General features: G+C 57.1%; 17 protein-coding genes. 3 read left to right on the top strand and 14 right to left on the bottom strand.

Annotated elements, in window-relative coordinates; translation table 11 throughout:
• Nucleotides 1-126: 126 nt before the first annotated feature.
• From WBP50_RS00985 to cysQ, 7 genes are all read right to left on the bottom strand, one after another.
• A complete protein-coding gene (locus WBP50_RS00985) occupies nt 127-864 on the bottom strand; it encodes a four helix bundle suffix domain-containing protein (RefSeq protein WP_423931193.1) in 738 nt (245 codons plus the stop codon).
• 78 nt (nt 865-942) lie between these two features.
• The gene (locus WBP50_RS00980; protein ID WP_423931192.1) at nt 943-2,580 is read right to left on the bottom strand and encodes a glutamate synthase-related protein; all 1,638 of its coding nucleotides are present in this window, start codon (nt 2,578-2,580) and stop codon (nt 943-945) included.
• A 141-nt stretch (nt 2,581-2,721) separates the two neighbouring features.
• Entirely contained in the window at nt 2,722-2,937 is a 216-nt protein-coding gene (locus WBP50_RS00975) for a hypothetical protein (RefSeq protein WP_423931191.1), read from the bottom strand.
• A gap of 71 nt (nt 2,938-3,008) precedes the next feature.
• Nucleotides 3,009-4,007 (bottom strand): hypothetical protein, encoded by a 999-nt coding sequence (locus tag WBP50_RS00970; RefSeq protein WP_423931190.1) that lies wholly within the window; start codon nt 4,005-4,007, stop codon nt 3,009-3,011.
• Nucleotides 4,008-4,154: 147 nt separating this feature from the next.
• Entirely contained in the window at nt 4,155-6,191 is a 2,037-nt protein-coding gene (locus tag WBP50_RS00965) for a carboxy terminal-processing peptidase (protein WP_423931189.1), read from the bottom strand.
• 325 nt (nt 6,192-6,516) lie between these two features.
• Complete coding sequence (locus tag WBP50_RS00960; protein WP_423931188.1) at nt 6,517-7,728, bottom strand: TRC40/GET3/ArsA family transport-energizing ATPase; 1,212 nt, start codon at nt 7,726-7,728, stop codon at nt 6,517-6,519.
• A 306-nt stretch (nt 7,729-8,034) separates the two neighbouring features.
• Nucleotides 8,035-8,832 carry a 3'(2'),5'-bisphosphate nucleotidase CysQ gene (gene cysQ, locus WBP50_RS00955; protein ID WP_423931187.1) on the bottom strand — a complete coding sequence of 266 codons (798 nt, stop codon included), beginning with the start codon at nt 8,830-8,832 and terminating at the stop codon, nt 8,035-8,037.
• 257 nt (nt 8,833-9,089) lie between these two features.
• Between cysQ and WBP50_RS00950 the strand changes: the two genes are divergently transcribed.
• Nucleotides 9,090-9,275, top strand: a complete 186-nt coding sequence (locus tag WBP50_RS00950; protein WP_423931186.1) for a YgaP family membrane protein — start codon at nt 9,090-9,092, stop codon at nt 9,273-9,275.
• Nucleotides 9,276-9,360: 85 nt separating this feature from the next.
• Here WBP50_RS00950 and WBP50_RS00945 read toward each other — a convergent pair whose 3' ends face one another.
• The 7 genes from WBP50_RS00945 to WBP50_RS00915 all read right to left on the bottom strand — a co-directional run bounded on the left by WBP50_RS00945 (nt 9,361) and on the right by WBP50_RS00915 (nt 15,288).
• Nucleotides 9,361-9,702 carry a 4a-hydroxytetrahydrobiopterin dehydratase gene (locus WBP50_RS00945; protein ID WP_423931185.1) on the bottom strand — a complete coding sequence of 114 codons (342 nt, stop codon included), beginning with the start codon at nt 9,700-9,702 and terminating at the stop codon, nt 9,361-9,363.
• 90 nt (nt 9,703-9,792) lie between these two features.
• Nucleotides 9,793-10,926 (bottom strand): ABC transporter permease, encoded by a 1,134-nt coding sequence (locus tag WBP50_RS00940; RefSeq protein ID WP_423931194.1) that lies wholly within the window; start codon nt 10,924-10,926, stop codon nt 9,793-9,795.
• A gap of 19 nt (nt 10,927-10,945) precedes the next feature.
• Nucleotides 10,946-12,049, bottom strand: a complete 1,104-nt coding sequence (locus WBP50_RS00935) for an ABC transporter permease (RefSeq protein WP_423931184.1) — start codon at nt 12,047-12,049, stop codon at nt 10,946-10,948.
• A 6-nt stretch (nt 12,050-12,055) separates the two neighbouring features.
• Nucleotides 12,056-12,793, bottom strand: a complete 738-nt coding sequence (locus WBP50_RS00930) for an ABC transporter ATP-binding protein (RefSeq protein WP_423931183.1) — start codon at nt 12,791-12,793, stop codon at nt 12,056-12,058.
• Nucleotides 12,786-13,736, bottom strand: a complete 951-nt coding sequence (locus tag WBP50_RS00925) for an ABC transporter ATP-binding protein (RefSeq protein WP_423931182.1) — start codon at nt 13,734-13,736, stop codon at nt 12,786-12,788. Before WBP50_RS00925 ends, WBP50_RS00930 begins: the two co-directional genes overlap by 8 nt.
• The gene (locus tag WBP50_RS00920) at nt 13,733-14,668 is read right to left on the bottom strand and encodes an HlyD family secretion protein (RefSeq protein WP_423931181.1); all 936 of its coding nucleotides are present in this window, start codon (nt 14,666-14,668) and stop codon (nt 13,733-13,735) included. The genes WBP50_RS00925 and WBP50_RS00920 overlap by 4 nt, the downstream gene beginning before the upstream one ends.
• Nucleotides 14,665-15,288 (bottom strand): TetR/AcrR family transcriptional regulator, encoded by a 624-nt coding sequence (locus tag WBP50_RS00915; RefSeq protein ID WP_423931180.1) that lies wholly within the window; start codon nt 15,286-15,288, stop codon nt 14,665-14,667. The genes WBP50_RS00920 and WBP50_RS00915 overlap by 4 nt, the downstream gene beginning before the upstream one ends.
• 145 nt (nt 15,289-15,433) lie before the next feature.
• Here WBP50_RS00915 and lipA point away from each other — a divergent pair, with 145 nt between their 5' ends.
• Nucleotides 15,434-16,345 carry a lipoyl synthase gene (gene lipA / locus WBP50_RS00910; protein WP_423931179.1) on the top strand — a complete coding sequence of 304 codons (912 nt, stop codon included), beginning with the start codon at nt 15,434-15,436 and terminating at the stop codon, nt 16,343-16,345.
• 39 nt (nt 16,346-16,384) lie between these two features.
• The coding region (locus WBP50_RS00905; protein WP_423931178.1) for a hypothetical protein at nt 16,385-16,903 on the top strand (519 nt) is incomplete at its 3' end.

Raw genomic sequence — 16,903 nt, 5'->3', positions numbered from 1 at the left:
ACCTGACGCTCGGACCACTTTTCCGATTTTCCTGACAGAAGGCCAGACTCCCCTGCCGGAATTCTCCCGACAAGGATGTCGCAAACAGTGACGGGCATGAGAGTTTCCCCGACATTGAGCGATCCGTCAAATAGCAATAACGCCTTTGCAGTCGGGGTAAGCGCTGCAGCCCCAGAACTGCTTGCCAGCGTTTTTTCCGGATTGCGCCGTGCGCAGGACGGTCGGTTTGCCGCATTGCGGACAGAGCGGAATGTGCAGAGAAGGGTCTGTTTTCTGCTTGACCCGATGGGCCAGCCGTGCGGTTGCGAGCTGTTCGCTGTAGCCGCCCTCTTCGATGAAACGGGTTTCGAGCGAGGCAATCTGCTGGTCGAGCAGAAAATTGGCCTGGTTGATCAAACAGATCAGGGCGTTGGCCCGCACGGCGGGGTCGGCGTGTTCGAGCCAGGGCGCATAGAGCATCCATCGTTCCTGATCCGTCAGATCCGACGTATCGGATAAATTGGGCGAATCCGCCTTGAATTTCCGGGGGACCTGCCGGACGGCAAGCGCTTCGGGGCAGTCGGGCTTCCACTGCCTGAGGCGGCGGTGTCGCAGATAGTCCTCGTAGTCGAGCAGCAGTTCTTCGAGGCTGGAGCGCGCGACGTTAAGCAGACGGAGCTCCGTTTGCGATGAGGTTGCCGAAGCGCGGCTGCCTTCGGCGATATTCTGTCTGCCGGATCTGGCAGCCTGTACCATCTGATCGGTCAGACGTGAGCGGGAATCAACAAACGCTTCGCAGAACCAGACAGTGGCATCATAAATGATCGTTGCCGTCTGAAAACTGCAGGTATCGCGATACCCGCCGCTGGGTCTCATTTTCGACATATCCCGGTCACTCTTTTTATGTGCCTGATACAAATATACTACGCTTTTACAAATAACAGGATACCTTTCATGCTCCGATCATGATTTCGCTGCGTCAGGAAATCCGCCGGCATGGGCTATGCCGGCAAGCGAGGCCATATCCGCCCTGCAGGTTACCAGATCGTCCCTGCTGAAATCACTGAGCTTCCGGTAGCCGCACGCGCGGGCCATAACCTGCATCAGGGCCGTGGTGTTCAGCAGGTAATTGCAAAGCCTTTCGGCAGCACTCCCTATCACCACCCGCTTCCTGAGAACAGGATCCTGCGTGGCGACACCCACAGGGCAGTGGTTGTTGCCGCATGCGCGCATGGAGACGCAGCCGATTGCCTGAATCGCGGCATTGCCGATGGCCACGGCGTCCGCACCGAGCGCGAGGGCCTTGAGATAGTCCGTTTCCGTGCGCAGGCCGCCGGTGATGACGAGCGAAACGCCCTTAGCTCCGCACCGGTCGAGATGCGCGCGGGCTCGGGCAAGGGCTGGAATGGTGGGTACGCCGGTGTGGTATTTCACGAGATCGGGCGACGCTCCCGTGCCGCCGCCCCGTCCGTCGAGAATGATGTAGTCCACGCCGGCGTCGAGCGCGAAGTCGATATCGCGTTCGATATGCTGGGCGGACATTTTGAACCCTATCGGAATGCCGCCGGTCGCTTCGCGTATCCCATCGGAGAAATCCCTGAAGTCCTCAGGGGTGGAGAGATCGGGAAAACGGGAGGGTGAAACCGCTTCCTCGAAAGGGCGAAGTCCGCGAGTTTCGGCGATCTCCTGGCTCACCTTCGCGCCGGGCAGAATGCCGCCGATTCCGGTTTTGGCGGCCTGGCCGGCCTTGAAATGGAATGCCTGGCAGCGTTTGACCTTATCGATGTTCCAGCCGAATTTTGCGGGCGCAAGTTCATAGAAATAACGGGAGTTCTCTCGCCGCTCATCCTCAAGCATGCCGCCTTCACCCGAAGCGATGCCGGTTCCGGCCATCTCGGCGCCTTTTGCCAGCGCGATTTTCGCTTCGCGCGACAAGGCACCGAAACTCATGTCGGTGACGAAAATTGGCATGGAAAGCCTGAGGGGGATGCGTGCGTTCGGCCCGATAACGACCGAGGTGTCCACCGGTTCATTCTCGAAAAGAGGCGCTCTTGAGAGTTGCGCCGTGAGCATCTGGATATCGTTCCACTGCGGAAGATCGACGAGCGGCACTCCCATCGCCGAAACATTGCCATGGGCCGGAAACGCCGGCGGCGGCGTAGCGGCAAGCTGGCGGATGTACCTGTTGAAGGGCTCTTCAGGAGTCTCTTTCGTGTCGGCGTAGGCGTGGCGGCTGCAGGGCTGCGGGTTCCGGTCGGCCCAGATGGCGACTTCGTTTTCGTCCACATAGACGGCGTTGTCCGCCTTGTCGATCCATGCCGGGAAGCGTTCGAGCCGTTCGTCGTTGTTGTATTCGCTTATGCCGGTATCGAACCGGTAGTCCCAGCCGTGTACGCCGCAGACCAGGTTCCTTGCGTCGATATGGCCGTCGGCCATAAGGGCTCCGCGATGATGGCACCGCCCGTAAAGTACCGAGACGCTTTCTCCGTAACGGACGACGACGAGATCAACGTTCAGCACCTGGGCGTAAACCGGTTTTTTCTCTTCGAGTTCGCTCCAGGTCGCGACTTTAACTTTTTTTGCCGGCAAGCTGTTTCCCATGAAAACCAGTAGTTTGGAATCTTTTTCCGCCGCTTTTCCATTCAGATACGGCAACTCGAACCGTGTCGTCGGGGATGGTTGTGTCCGATCATACCAAGGAGATTCGGCATCGAAACAGGAGGGATGCCCTAAGCTGTCTGCCTATTGCGCACGGACGGAACCCGATATCCGCACGATAACCGGGTACTCTCCGAGCTTTTGAGGAATAAGGGCCTGGGTCTCCGGGTTGGGAGCGGCAAGCCCGACGATAATGGCCTCGTCTCCGTCGGCGCTCATGCCGATGCCGACCGACACCACATCCGGCAGCGCCAGCAGCCGGGTTTCGTGGGTGCGTTTTGTCTCCTGAATCGATTTCATGTGCGTCTCGTTTCCACAGCATTGCAATCCGGAAAGCGAAAGCAAGCACGCCAGCAACACCGCCCAAGCCCTCACAGGGCGACTCCCAGCAGGCTGAAGACGTTCTGAATCCTGTTGATGATGGTGGTCTGGTCGCTTCCGGCAAAGAGCAGTCCGACGATCTTCCGGTCGTTATCGAGTACGGCCGAACCGCTGTCGCCGCCCTGACTCATGGGGCCGGCCAGAAGCTGGTCGCGGAACTGCGCCACCCTTCCGCCTCCGTAGCTGACGTTGACGGTAACATCGATCTGCTGGATCTCTCCCGTGGTGAACCCGGTGGTGCGTCCGCTCTTCCTTACCGCCATGCCGAGCTTTCCCTCTGCGGTTCCGGTAACGGAGCCGATGCCGAGAATCTCGTCTTTTACGTCCTCGGGTTTCAGGATACGCGCAATCGCCGCATCGACGAGGTTCGGGGCAGACTGGACCGTAACCGCCTGCAGACGGCTGTTGCTGCCGGTGAGCGAGGCCAGCAGGTTGCACACCTCTGCGACCCCGTTGGCAATCGGGCACTGGCTTTCGGCGTCGGTATAGCTGATGGGTACGAATTCGCTCAGTTCGGCGATCATGTCCTCGGGGTTTTTCCCGCCGTCGTAGGGCCCCGGCTGCAGGATCGCGTCGCCGGCCGACGCGTCGTTGCTGTTTGCCAGCACATGGTTGTTGGAGAGCATGTACAGCTCGCCGTTCTTCCTGACCAGACACCCAAGGGTGCCGGCTGTAATTTCGAAATGGCCGACGCTTATGCCGCCGGGCGCAGGCCGGAACCGGCCGGCAGGAGGCTCAAACACCCGAATCCGCCCGGTCGGGACGACATCGGTTGGAATGCCGTCCACGGATTCCGGCAGGATTTCGTGGCTCAGGAGGCTCGAGAGCGGAACCTTCCGTTCGACCGAACAGACGATGCTCAACTGCCCGGTTTTCCGGCCTTCCGTTACCTTGTACCCCACTCCGGTGGCCACCACGTTTTTGTGGTTCATCAGGGTTGCCCGGACGGAATCGAGAACCGGAATGATCGAGGAAAGTATGGTGTCCAAGAGCAACTCCTCCTTTTTTCATGGGTTTGAAAGGAAGCGGCGGGGCTTTAAAACCAACATACGAAAGCCGAAACCGCCATGCAACAGAACCCGCAGGAAACAAACCGCGCTCTCCTGCTGCGCCACTTCCCCGCTACAGGCCGAGCATCAGGGATGAGCCTGCACTCCTCCAAGATCGACGACAACCGAAGCCGATTCGTTGAGCAGCACATCGTTCATGACGTTCTTCGTTGCCTCCCGCTCGGTTCCCCATTTTTTCTCTATCTGTTTTATGACTTCCGCTTCGGATTTGAATGCCGCATCCTGAAGCACGATCCCCTTCTTCTTCCGGATCCGGTCGAGGGTTGCAAGATCGCGCAGATAGGCCTGGTACTGCTGATTTGCCGCTGAACGCACACGCTCTTTCTGCTTCAGCTGCTCTATCGTTGCCGGCGTTATCTGGGCGGTTGCCTGATAGAGTGAGGGCCGGATAGTGGTCCACGGCAGACTGCTTGAATAGGTGTCCTCTCCGATAATGGCGGTGTCGATCATCGACGGCATGGAAATATCCGGCACGACCCCCTTGTGCTGCGTACTCCCTCCGGAAATCCGGTAAAACTTCGCCATCGTGATCTTTATCTGTCCAAGGCCCGGCCCGCCTGTTCCCGGAGAGAAGAGTTCCGAAAGATTGATGAGGCTCTGAACCGTACCTTTGCCGAACGTTCTCTCTCCGATGATCACTCCCCTTCCGTAATCCTGGATTGCCGCCGCCACGATTTCGGACGCCGATGCGCTGTAGCGGTTGACCAGCACCGCAAGAGGACCGCTGTACTGCACTCTCGGGTCCTTATCGGCCAGCACCGACGTATTGCCCGACTGACTGCTGATCTGCACCACAGGCCCCTCGGGAATGAACAGTCCGGTAACGCTCACGGCCTCTTCAAGTGAACCGCCTCCGTTATCCCGAAGATCGAGAATGACGCCATCGACACCTTCCGCATTGAGCTCTCCGAGAATTCTCTGGACATCGCGGCTTGTGCTGTTGTAATTGTTGTCGTTGCGTCTCCGGGCATCGAAATCGAGATAGAAGGAGGGTACGGTGATGATGCCGATTTTCCGTCCGTTGACCCGGAGAACCTGTTTTCCGGCGGCCTCCTCTTCAAGATTGATCCTGTCGCGGACGAGCTGGATGATTTTTGCCGGTCCCCTGCCACCCTGGCTTGCGGGAAGCAGCTTCAGACGCACGACGGATCCCTTCTTTCCCCGGATGAGCCCTACGGCATCGTTGATTCTCCAGCCGGTTATATCCACGATTTTCGATGCGGCACCCTGCCCGACGCCGATGATCCTGTCCCCTTTTTTCAGAAGCCTGCTTTTAAACGCGGGCCCTCCGGCAATCACCTCGTTGACGACGATATAGTCGTTTTCAATCTGCAGCCGGGCGCCTATGCCCTCAAGTGAACGGCTCAGGTCGATCTGGAAATTCTCGAACTCGTCCGGCGAGAAATAACTGGTATGCGGATCGAACGACGTGGTCAATGCGCTCATATAGGCATGAAAAGCGTCTTCGGGTTTCTGCCGGTTCAGGAGATTGAGCCTGCCGGTCAGGTTTTTCGAGAGCTGGGCGCGTATGCCTTTCGGGCGCTCTCCTGACGATTTCAGGTCGAGCCACTGGTACTTCAGCTCTTTGGTCCACAAGCCGGTCAACTGCTTCCGGTCTGCCGGCCAGGGATCGTTCTTGCGATCGAAATCAAGGGTATCGGGAACCGTAAAGCTGAAGGGCGCCGTTCCGGCCGCCGCCTTCATATACCGCACTTTTTCCCTGGCCCGCCCTAAAAAAAAGTTATAGATGGCGAATCCCGCACTGGCCTTGCCGGATAGAAATTCATCGTCAAGCTGCTTTCCGTAGAGCTGCTTCAGGCTATCGACCTCCCTGGCCAGGAAATAGCTGCGGCTGCCGTCGAGAATGTCGATATAGCGGTTGAAAATCTCGACGGACAGGGAGTCTCCCGGCACAACCTTCCTGTAGTGCCTCTCGAGAAGAAATTGCTTGAGATACATGCCGGCCTCCTCCTGTGCGGCCGTTGGCGCGAGTGGCGCCGCATCCCCGGATCGGGGAGAGGCGGATTTTGCCGTGGTCCGGGCGGCCGCCGGTATGACCAGCGCAAAGGCAAGCATGATGCAGAACAGACTTTTTCCGAGCATGGTATTAAAAGAGGGTTTTTTCGAAAATAGCGATCTTGTTAGCGTTACGGGGTGCCGCAGGGAGATGCAAAACTCCGCGTTTCAAGTGAGACGCCGCTTTGCGTCCATAACCTGCGCAGACTCCGTTTTCCAGGTGAAATTTCAGGCGATTTCAGCGGCCGGCCTTCCGCGCCTCCGGCATCCGGGTAGCCTGCGCATCGGATGTTCTTGCGTTATACCAATTTAACACTTGCTGCGCTCGCATCAAAGGGAGGGAAGCTCTCTATAGTTCCGGACAAAAAAAAACGGCCGGGAGTGCGGCCGTTTCAGGAAATGGGTGAAACCATCAGGCATGCTGCCGTCTGCTTCCGTTCTGCTTGTGATTGTTCAGGTCGAAGGGAATGTGCAGCCACTTGTTGTTGAAGTAGGCGTCTCCGGGTTCGAGACCGGTAAGACTGATGGGCAGCGTGATGATCTTTCGCTGGTTTTCGATATGTACATACAGTTCGTCGCCGGTTACCCATACGTCGATATCTACAGGATTGGCGAACATGAGCTTCAGCTGCACCTCGTAGATGTCGCCGGTGCGGACGAACTTGATGGGCGGTTCGTCATACATCATGGCCGAAGGGTCGCTGTCGCCGTACATGTCGCGGGCAAACTGTTCGAGCGCCTTCAGTCCCACGATCTCCTGTTCGTACATCCTGAGCTTCTTGACCGGAAGCGGCGAAAAGCCGTCCACGATTTCGCCGAGATATTTCTGCTGGATCGTCTTCCATTTTTCCAGATATCCGCTGTCCTCCTCGGTATCGAGCAGCCGGTTGACCAGCACCATATCGACCTTGAACCCGTAGAGGTTCAGATAGGTAAGCGCCCGCATGGTCTCCTTGATGGACATCTTTTCCGCATTCATCACCAGGCGTACCGTCGATTTCTGGTTGTTGGTCAGAATTTCGCGGATGTCCTCGAGTTCGTCGAAAACCTGATCGACGGAATCGAGTGCGTCTTCGGAGGGTATGTAACTCGCGATTTTGTCGGACATCTTCGAGAGCGGCTTGCTGAGCGGCCGGACAATGTACTTGGTGACATTCTTGACGGCTTTCATGCCCCATGCAAGGGTATCGGGAAGAGAGAGCAGCCGGAGGGTCTCCCCTGTCGGGGCTGTATCGAGAACAAGGACATCGTAAAGGCCGGAGGCATCATAACGTTTTATGCGCAGCAGCGAAAAAAGCTCCTCCATGCCGGGAAGGATGGTCATTTCGTCGGCCACGACGCCTGAAACGCCCTGGGCCTTGAATATGCCGGTATAGAATTTCTGTACGGCATGCCAGTTCTGTTTCAGGTCAACATAGGGATTGACCTCGATGGCATGCAGATTTTCCTTGATTTTTGTCGGTTCGGAACCGAGCGGCAGATTGAAAGAGTCCGACAGACTGTGCGCGGGATCGGTTGAAAGCACAAGGGTTCGGTAACCGAGCTCCGAGAGCCGCACGGCCGTGGCGGCGGATACGCTTGTTTTGCCGACGCCGCCTTTTCCAGTAAACGTTAAAATACGCATGAACCTGAGATTGGTTTTATTGATAAATACGCCAAAAACTCAGATCCACCGACGTACAAACGGTAAAGCACTCTTCAGAGGTCTGAATATTGAAGCGAAAGCGCACAACTGCTCAGGAGAATAGCCCTCCCTGTCGCGAAAAAACCTACAGTGATTTGCAATATAGCTTATTTCTCGCTCAAAGAAGTGTCTTTCAGCTCAATTCTCCTGATTCAGGCAACTCCCGATCACCCGGCTCCGTGAGGCTTTCCACCGGACAACCTCCATGCAGGCTGACGCCCGCACGGTATCGGAAAAAAGCCTCCGCTACTGGGCTATAAAGCCCGGATTGTGAAGATCTTCCTTGTTGTAGACCAGTTCCCTCTGGCTGACGGTATCGATCAGCGTTTTTCCCGCGGCATTGAGAATGGCATGCCCTGCAGCGGTATCCCACTCCATGGTGGGCGAGAAACGGGGATAACTGTGCACCTCGCCTGACGCCACCATGCAGAACTTCAGGGAGCTTCCGCAACGCAGCACATCGAGATCGGGATTGTTCTGCCGGAGACGTTCAAGATAGGAAAGGGTTTTTTCGTCCATATGGGAACGGCTTGCCACGATCCTGAAGCTGTCGGGATTGCTCGAGAACGGAAGCCTCCGGGCGGCATCCGCAAGCAGCTCCGGCGAACCGGTCATGCCTCTGGCGCCCTCCACCAGAAAAGCCCCCTCCTCGACGGAGGCAAAATAGAGCTGCTCTTTCGCCGGGGCATAGACAACGCCGAGAACCGGGTGTCCGTCGCGGATGAGGGCGATGTTGAGGGTGAACTCTCCGTTCCGTGCGAGAAACTCCCTTGTTCCGTCAAGGGGATCGACCATCCAGAACGCAGGCCAGGCCTTCCGTTCTTCGTAGGGAACAGGCTGACCCTCTTCGCTCAGAACCGGCAGACCGGTCCCGGCGAGCTTCGTCACAATGTGATCATTGCTCTTCCGGTCGGCAACGGTCAAGGGTGAGTTATCGGACTTGTATTCCGTTTGCATATCCTCCATGCCGTAGCACTCGAGGATAAGTTCTCCGGCTTCAAGAGCGGTCTGTAATGCGAGTTGCGTTTCAGGTTCTGAAAACATGGTATGTGTTAAAATTTCCGGACTCTGCCGTGTACGCGATCTGCCCTGTGCGGACAATCTCCTGAACAAAATAGGGTTACCTGACTGTTTTCAAAACATTCATGATTTTGTCATGGTTGCGGAACATTGCGCCGGCTGGACGGAGGGAACGGAATGCCAGGGAAAAGCCTTGTGAAGTACAAGCGTAATATGGGCTCCAGAGGCAGACATGGGGCACCGCGGAGGCAATTGAGAGAACCATTTTAAAAGAGGACGAAATGAACAGGAACATGGGACCGGTGGACCGGATTATCCGGGCAGTTATAGGCATTATCGTCATCGTTCTGGGCATCGTGTATCAGAACTGGCTGGGCATTGCAGGCCTGATTCCGCTCATTACCTCAGGAATCGGCTTCTGCCCGCTCTACAGGATACTGGGCATCAAGACCTGCAGCAACTGCTGAAGACCGTCGGCTGTATTTGCCGTGCTAACAGCGAGACACGCCGCAGCACGGCGAACGCATCGGGGATGCATTGCCGATGTGACCTTTAGGCGGAGGCCAGCTCTCCGGTCCGGGCGGCCATGATGAAATCGTTGCGGTGCAGTCCGTTTGCCGAGTGTGTCCACCAGACCACCGTCACCCTTCCCCACTCGGTAATCAGTTTCGGATGGTGCCCTTCGGCTTCGGCAAGCTGGCCGATCCTGTTGGTGAAGGCCAGCGCCTGCAGGAAATCGGGAAAGGTGAAGGTGCGCTGCAGCCGGTTTTCTCCGCCTTCGACAACGACCCTCCATTCCGGAACAGTTTTCAGCAACGCTTCGATCTCGCCCGCAGACATAGGAGCGGAACCTTTCCGGCAGGGCCGGCAGGATTTGTTTTTCAGTTCGTTCATATTCATTCTCCGGTGAAGGGGTGCGCCGTTATCTGGCGGTTCGCTTTTCTTTCAGTATACAGCAACCTGTTTTTGCCCCGAAAGATCACCTCACGCCGAAACTTTCCGGTAACGGTTTACCGCAAGCGAGAGCATCGCGACTGCATAGGCGCAGAGAATCAGGAGCGGCCGGGAGATCTCCGCGAGACCCGACCCCTTGAGCATGACTCGTCGCATGATATCGACGAAATGGCGGACCGGGTTGAACATGGTCATGTTCCGGGCCCAGTGCGGCATGCTTTCGATGGAGGTGAAAAGGCCGCTCAGGAGGGTAAAGATGACCATGAAAAACCAGGCGATGAACATGGCCTGCTGCTGCGTTTCGGTGACGGTGGAGATCAACAGGCCCATACCGAGCACGACCAGAAGATAGATCGAGGCTACGAGGTAGACCAGAAGGTAGCTGCCCTGCATGGGCACGTGAAAAACGAACCGGGCGATAAACAGTCCGAGCGAGAGTTCGCCGAGGCCGATGATCCAGAAGGGCAGGATCTTGCCGGCGATAAACTCCGTACTTCTTACCGGCGTGACGTTGATCTGGTCGATGGTGCCGACCTCCTTCTCCCTTACCACGTTCATTCCCGAAAGAAAAAGACCGACCATGGTGACGAGAATCACCAGAATACCCGGCACCATATAGTGGCTGTATTCAAGTTCCGGATTGTACCATGCCGAGGACTTTATGCGGATTTCCGGGAAAACGCGCCCTGCGCCCGCAGCGGAAAAGAGGGCTCTGTGCTCCCGGTTGAAATCGGCGATGATCTGGCTGGTGTACCCCTGAATGACCCCGGCCGAAAAGCCGTCCTCGGCATTGATGACGAGCTGGACCGGAGCGCTGCCGGAAACCTCCAGATCCCGCTCGAAATCCTTTGGAATCACCAGCACGAGATCCGCACGCCGACCCACCAGTTCGCCGATCGCCTGAGTGCTGCCGAACGACTCCCCTGTCAGCCTGAAATACCCCGAACCGGTGAACTGTTCGGCAAGCTTTGCCGACAAGGAAGAGCGGTCGAAATCCTGCAGGTGGAAGGGTACGTTCTTTACATCGAAGGTGGCCGCATTGGAGAGGATCAGAAGCTGGATGAAGGGCATGATGAAAATGATCGGCAGCATCCCCCGGTTGCGGAATATCTGCAGAAACTCCTTCCGCAGGATAACGAGAATGATGGTGATGGAACGCCGCATGTCGCCGCCGCTTTCGTAATTACTGAAGTCGTTCACTGAACTTTCGTATGCTCGCCGCCATGAGCAGGACGGTCATGAGCACGAGCACCAGGGTCTCCTGCCAGAGATAGCTGAAATCGGCCCCCTTGAGCATGATGGCCCGGACAATGATGAGGTACCATTTCGCCGGAATGATGTTGCTGAACACCTGCAGGGGCAGCGGCATGCTGGCCACGGGAAAGATGAACCCCGAAAGCAGAATGGTTGGCAGGAGCAATCCTCCCAGCGAGATCATCATGGCCGCCTGCTGCGAAGCGGTGATGGTGGAAATGAAAATGCCGAGCGAGAGCGCCGTCAGGATAAAGAGCAGCGATTCGAGGATCAGCAACGGCAGGCTTCCGCGGCAGGGCACCCCGAACACCATGAATGCCAGCGCAAGCACGGTCAGCACGTTGATGAAGGCGAGCAGCATGTAAGGCGCAACCTTGCCGAGAATGATCTCCGTCGGCCTGAGGGATGAAACCAGCAGCACCTCCATGGTGCCGATCTCCTTCTCGCGAGTGATGCTGATCGAGGTCATGAGGGCGGAAACCAGCATGAGAATAAGGGCCATCAGGCCGGGCACAAAGAGATAGACGCTTCTGAGCGCCGGGTTGAAAAGCATCACCGGCACCGGCACCACGCCCGGTGCGGAAAAGGGCGCATACTGCTCACCGAGATAATCCTGTATGACCGAGGCCGTATAACCGGTAATGATGCGCGAAACATTGGGGTCGGAACCGTCGGTGATAACCTGCAGGTCGCAGAAGCCATCGCGCTGCAGCCGTGCGGCGAAACCCGGTTCGAACACCACGGCTTCGTTCATCTCTCCGGAAGCGAATGCCGGCCCGATCTCCTCCGGTGAACGAAGGTTCCTCTTCGCGGAAAACGTGCCCGAGGAAAGAAGCTTGCTTGTGATCGCACGGGTTGCCTGGTCGTGCGAGAGGTCGCAGATGCCGAGCTTCACCTCGCTGATTTCGTTGCGGATTGCGTAACCGAAAAGCAGAAGCTGCAGCATCGGCATGCCGAAAAGAATCGCCGCGGTGCGCCGGTCGCGAAAGATGTGGAGGAACTCCTTGAGCACAAATCCCCGGAAACTCTTCATGGCCGTTTACTCGATTGGGGTTGGCCGGACAAGACGGATAAACAGGTCGTCGATGCTCGATACGCCGAACTCGTCTTTCAGCGCATCGGGCGTGCCGATGGCCGCCATACGGCCATCGACCATTATGGAGATCCGGTCGCAGTACTCGGCCTCATCCATGTAGTGGGTGGTCACAAAAACGGTTATGCCGTTGTCCGCGGTTTCATAGATCATGTCCCAGAACCGGCGCCGGGTAACCGGGTCAACGCCTCCGGTCGGCTCGTCGAGAAAGACGATTTTCGGTTCGTGGAGCTGGGCGACCGAAAAGGCCAGCTTCTGCTTCCATCCCAGAGGCAGCGACGAAAGCCGCGTATCGGCGGCCTCCTGCAGGTCGAGCGCTTCGAGCAGTCTTGCGCTTTTCTCCCGGAGCGTCTTTCTGTCGAGGCCGTAGATGCCTCCCCAGAAACGGATGTTCTCCTTTGGTGAAAGATCCTCGTACAGGGAGAAGCGCTGGCTCATGTATCCGATGTTCTGCTTGATCTTTTCCGGTTCACTGCGGACGTCGAATCCGGCGACACTGGCCGAGCCGGAAGTTGGCCGGAGCAGGCCGGTCAGCATCTTCATGGCCGTGGTCTTGCCTGCTCCGTTGGCTCCCAGAAACCCGAAAATCTCGCCCCGGCCAATGCTGAAGGAGATGGCATCCACCGCCGTAAAGGCGCCGAACTTTCTGGTAAGGTTCTCGGTATGTATAACCGCATCAGCCATCGGCTCCCTCCGTTCCCGTTTCGCCCTGCAGTTCCATCAGCGCCATGAAGGCGTCCTCGATGCCCGGCTCTATCTGAGTGATCCCGGCATCTTCGAGGCCGGAGGCATCGAGCCAGGCCAGAAGATCCCGGAGATCGGCTGCGGGGCGCTTGTCGCTATAGTGCACGCTGCCGCCGAAAGCATAGGCCGATGCGGCATGAGGATAACGGCGCAGGGCGGTGATGAGACGGTACTTCTGACGTGCCCGGACGGCATAAAGCGGACGGGTGAAAAGCCCGGTGATGCCGCACGGCGTATCGACACCAAGCACCGATCCCTTCTGGAGAAAGGCTATCCGGTCGCACAGGACGGCCTCGTCCATATATGGCGTGGAGACCAGAATGGTAATCCCCTCCGCTTTCAGCCGTTTGAGCATCTGCCAGAACTCCCGGCGAGAAACCGCATCCACGCCGGTGGTTGGCTCGTCGAGCACCAGCAGTTCAGGACGGTGGACCAGTGCGCAACAGAGCGCAAGCTTCTGCTTCATGCCGCCGGAAAGCTTGCCGGCCCGCCGCTCCCTGAAAGGTTCGAGCTGCGTGTAGATATCCTTTATCAGATCGTAGTTCTCCCCTACGGTCGTGCCGAATACGGCCGCGAAAAACCGGAGATTCTCCTCGACGCTCAAATCCTGGTAGAGGGAAAACCGTCCCGGCATGTAGCCGAGCCGGCGGCGGATCTCACGGAAGTCCGAAACGCTGTCGAAACCGAGCACCTCCGCACGCCCGCGATCAGGCAGGAGAAGAGTGCAGATGATCCTGAAAAGCGTGGTCTTGCCCGCCCCGTCCGCCCCGATGCAGCCGAAAAGCTCCCCCTGCGGAATATCGAGATCGACCCTCCCGAGCGCTTTCACCGCTCCGAAACTCTTGCCGACCTCCGCAATCCGGACTGCCGAAGGCGCAATCATCGGTTTTTCCGGAATTGCATTTCACCCGGCATGCCGATCTTGAGGAGACCGTCGGGGTTCCTTACCAGCACCTTCACGGCATAGACCATTGTTACCCGGTCCTCCCTGGTCTGGATGATCTTCGGCGTAAACTCGGCTTTTGAGGATATCCACGTAACCCGGCCGCGAAGCACCCGGCCGGCAGCTTTTGCATCGTCCACCAGCACGTTCACCTCGTCGCCGATGGCGACCTGCGAAAGCTGCGAACCGCTGAGATAGGCCCGAAGATACATGGATTCGAGATCGGCAACCCGGTAAAGCGCCTTGCCGTATGCGGTGATCTCTCCCTCTTCGGCGTAGGTGGTCAGTACGGTGCCGGCTATCGGATTCCTGATCGTTGCGTTATCGATCCGGTCCTCGATCTGGGCGATACGCGCATCCATGGAGGCTATCTGATCGCTGATTTCCGGATTTCTGGCAACAACCGCCCCGGTCTGCCGCTCGATCACCCGCTCCTGGTTCTCCAGATCTTCAAGCTGTTTTGATGCGACCGCCCCCTCCCTGACCAGCCTGCGGTAGCGGTCGAGATCGCGCTGCAGGTTCCGCTGCTGCTGACGGTATACTCCCGCGTCGAAAGCCACTTCCGCCTTTTTCTTTACGAGGCCCTGACGCTCGGCTTCGAGCTGGACTTTTGCCAGATGAAGCTGCAGCGTATCGATCCGGGCCACAACCGCTCCTTTCGCTATGCGGGAACCCTCCCTGACGCCGAAATGCACCAGCTTGCCGTCGGCCTCCGATGAGACGACGATTTCCGTCGACTCGAAATTGCCGTATCCGTCCGAACGATCGTTTCCGGTGCAGGCGGCCAGCTGGAGCATGCAGAGCGCTCCGACGAATCCGTTCAGGAGGTAAAGACGCGCCGGTCTGGACAATCCTTTCATGTGTAATTTCATTTCACGTTTACGGTTTCAGGACGAAGCATGTCGAGCACCCAGCCGGAGATGAGTGTTCTGCGCTCTTCGAGCAGCAGGAGGTATTCGTGGTCGTTTTTCCCTGAAAGAGCCTGCATGCCCTGACGGGCGACAAAGGGAAATGCGCAGAGGGAAAAAAGGTTGAGCATGAACTGCTCGGCTGAAATCCTCCTCCATATCCCGCTCTCGGCCCCCTCATGCAGCTGCATCTTCAGCGTCTCCAGCACGTCGATGCGTCTTGCCGCAATCACCGCCCTGAAGTGCGCCGGATTCCTCTGCAGTTCATGGACAATAAAACCCGGCAGAAAAGGGTTCTCCAGAACAGTGGTGAAGTAGGCTTCGACAAATGCGGTGATTTTTTCCCGGAGAGGCAGCTCAAGATGCAGCACGGACAGCACCGGAGGCAGAAGGCGCGAGACCGCCGCTTCGAAAACCGCATCAAAAAGCCGCTCCTTGCTTCTGAAATAGTAGTGCAGGAGCGCCTTGTTGATGGACGCTTCATCGGCAATTTCCTGCATACGGGCGCCATCGAATCCCCGAAGAAAGAATATCCGTTCGGCGGCATGTAAAATGAGGGACTCTGTCGTACTGCTTTTTTTCATGGGACGTGCGGCCCGGAAATGTTCGGCGATCTGTTTTACTGTAAAGTTTAACTATATGGTTAGAATAAAACAAAAACCCTCTTTTCTCTTATATTGCAGCTTTAATCAGGAAGGCTCAGGTGTACCTGTCAATCTGTTTTACCCTATGACTCACGGCCTTGCGAAAAAACCTGAATGGCTGAAGCTGAAGCTCTCGACCGGCGAACATTTCGCAGCTACCCGGCAACTGCTTTCGGGACTCCGTCTGAACACGGTCTGCCGATCGGCCATGTGCCCCAACCTGCAGGAGTGCTGGTCGAAAGGCACGGCCACATTCATGCTGCTCGGATCGGTCTGCACCCGTACCTGCCGCTTCTGCGCGGTCGATAAAACCGCCCTGCCGGAGCCTCCGGATCCGGGGGAACCGGAAAAGATAGCTCTTGCGGTGAAGAGCATGAACCTGAAGCATGTGGTGCTGACCAGCGTCAACCGGGACGATCTTGCCGATGGAGGCGCCGGACACTGGGTCTCCGCCATCAGAAGCATCCGCAGCGTAAACCCCGAAGTAAGTATCGAATGCCTTGTGCCCGATTTTAACGGCACTGCGGCCAACGCCGACCTCGTCATGCAGGAGGCGCCGGAAGTGCTGAACCATAATATCGAGACCGTTCCATCGCTCTACCCTGCCGTACGCCCGCAGGCGGATTACCGGAGATCGCTGGAGCTGATCGGAAGGGCCAAAGCCGTTTTCGGGCTTTCCACGAAATCAGGCCTTATGGTCGGCATGGGTGAAACCGGCGAAGAGATCGCCGCCTCGCTCGGCGACCTCAGGAATTCCGGCTGCGACATCGTAACGATCGGCCAGTATCTGCAGCCTACGGCGGCGCATCTTCCGGTAAAACGCTATGTTACGCCCGAGGAGTTTGACGAGTACAAACACCGGGCAGATTCGCTCGGCTTCCGGCATGTACAGTCCGGACCGTTCGTAAGAAGCTCCTACCGTGCCGAAGCGTTCGTGGAAGCAAAACCTCTTCCGGAGCGTTCCGAAAAAAAACCAGAATCGCTCAGTAATCCGTAACCATTTAAATTATCTATCATTATGGAATGGTCCGTTCCCATGAAAATTTTAACCTACTGGTTCATAGCCATTGCAATCGGGCTGATCTTCTTCAGGAAGGAGACCTTCAGCTACAACACCTGTTTCGATCTCCGCCGCAAGGTGCTGCTTGCCGCCTCGGTAGTGATTGTTGCCCTGAACGCTTTCGTCTATTCCAACTCGACCTACGACAGCGGCCGGACGATCGACTGGCCGTCGGTGATCCTCTTCACCTTCGGCAACGGCATTGCCGAAACCTTCATGTTCTATGCCTTTTTCTCGATGGGCGAAAAGCTCGCCGACAAAATGTCCAGTGATGCCTGTCAACTGATTCCCAAACAAACCAGTTTTATTGTTGGAATACTTTTTTTTATGGTCTACAGCGGCTTGATCCACGGCCTGTTCTGGCTCGATATCCTTCCGGAACACGTCAACCAGGCGAGTCCGTTCAAGCCGCTTTTCATGCCGACGCAGCTCCTGATTGCCGGAAGCTGGGCATTGAGCTTTTTCTGGTATCGGGACCTGCCCACGGTTTTCCTG

The organism is Chlorobium sp. (assembly GCF_049593655.1).
Taxonomy (GTDB): Bacteria; Bacteroidota; Chlorobiia; order Chlorobiales; family Chlorobiaceae; genus Chlorobium.
The sequence above is the reverse complement of the archived record's forward strand: the minus strand, read 5'-3'. Positions and strand labels throughout refer to the sequence as shown.

Coding starts and splice junctions, on each gene's coding strand:
- WBP50_RS00985 (WP_423931193.1), bottom strand. CDS start 864: ATGTCGAAAATGAGACCCAGCGGCGGGTATCGCGATACCTGCAGTTTT.
- WBP50_RS00980 (WP_423931192.1), bottom strand. CDS start 2,580: ATGGGAAACAGCTTGCCGGCAAAAAAAGTTAAAGTCGCGACCTGGAGC.
- WBP50_RS00975 (WP_423931191.1), bottom strand. CDS start 2,937: ATGAAATCGATTCAGGAGACAAAACGCACCCACGAAACCCGGCTGCTG.
- WBP50_RS00965 (WP_423931189.1), bottom strand. CDS start 6,191: ATGCTCGGAAAAAGTCTGTTCTGCATCATGCTTGCCTTTGCGCTGGTC.
- WBP50_RS00960 (WP_423931188.1), bottom strand. CDS start 7,728: ATGCGTATTTTAACGTTTACTGGAAAAGGCGGCGTCGGCAAAACAAGC.
- cysQ (WP_423931187.1), bottom strand. CDS start 8,832: ATGTTTTCAGAACCTGAAACGCAACTCGCATTACAGACCGCTCTTGAA.
- WBP50_RS00950 (WP_423931186.1), top strand. CDS start 9,090: ATGAACAGGAACATGGGACCGGTGGACCGGATTATCCGGGCAGTTATA.
- WBP50_RS00945 (WP_423931185.1), bottom strand. CDS start 9,702: ATGAACGAACTGAAAAACAAATCCTGCCGGCCCTGCCGGAAAGGTTCC.
- WBP50_RS00940 (WP_423931194.1), bottom strand. CDS start 10,926: ATGCGGCGTTCCATCACCATCATTCTCGTTATCCTGCGGAAGGAGTTT.
- WBP50_RS00935 (WP_423931184.1), bottom strand. CDS start 12,049: ATGAAGAGTTTCCGGGGATTTGTGCTCAAGGAGTTCCTCCACATCTTT.
- WBP50_RS00930 (WP_423931183.1), bottom strand. CDS start 12,793: ATGGCTGATGCGGTTATACATACCGAGAACCTTACCAGAAAGTTCGGC.
- WBP50_RS00925 (WP_423931182.1), bottom strand. CDS start 13,736: ATGATTGCGCCTTCGGCAGTCCGGATTGCGGAGGTCGGCAAGAGTTTC.
- WBP50_RS00920 (WP_423931181.1), bottom strand. CDS start 14,668: ATGAAATTACACATGAAAGGATTGTCCAGACCGGCGCGTCTTTACCTC.
- WBP50_RS00915 (WP_423931180.1), bottom strand. CDS start 15,288: ATGAAAAAAAGCAGTACGACAGAGTCCCTCATTTTACATGCCGCCGAA.
- lipA (WP_423931179.1), top strand. CDS start 15,434: ATGACTCACGGCCTTGCGAAAAAACCTGAATGGCTGAAGCTGAAGCTC.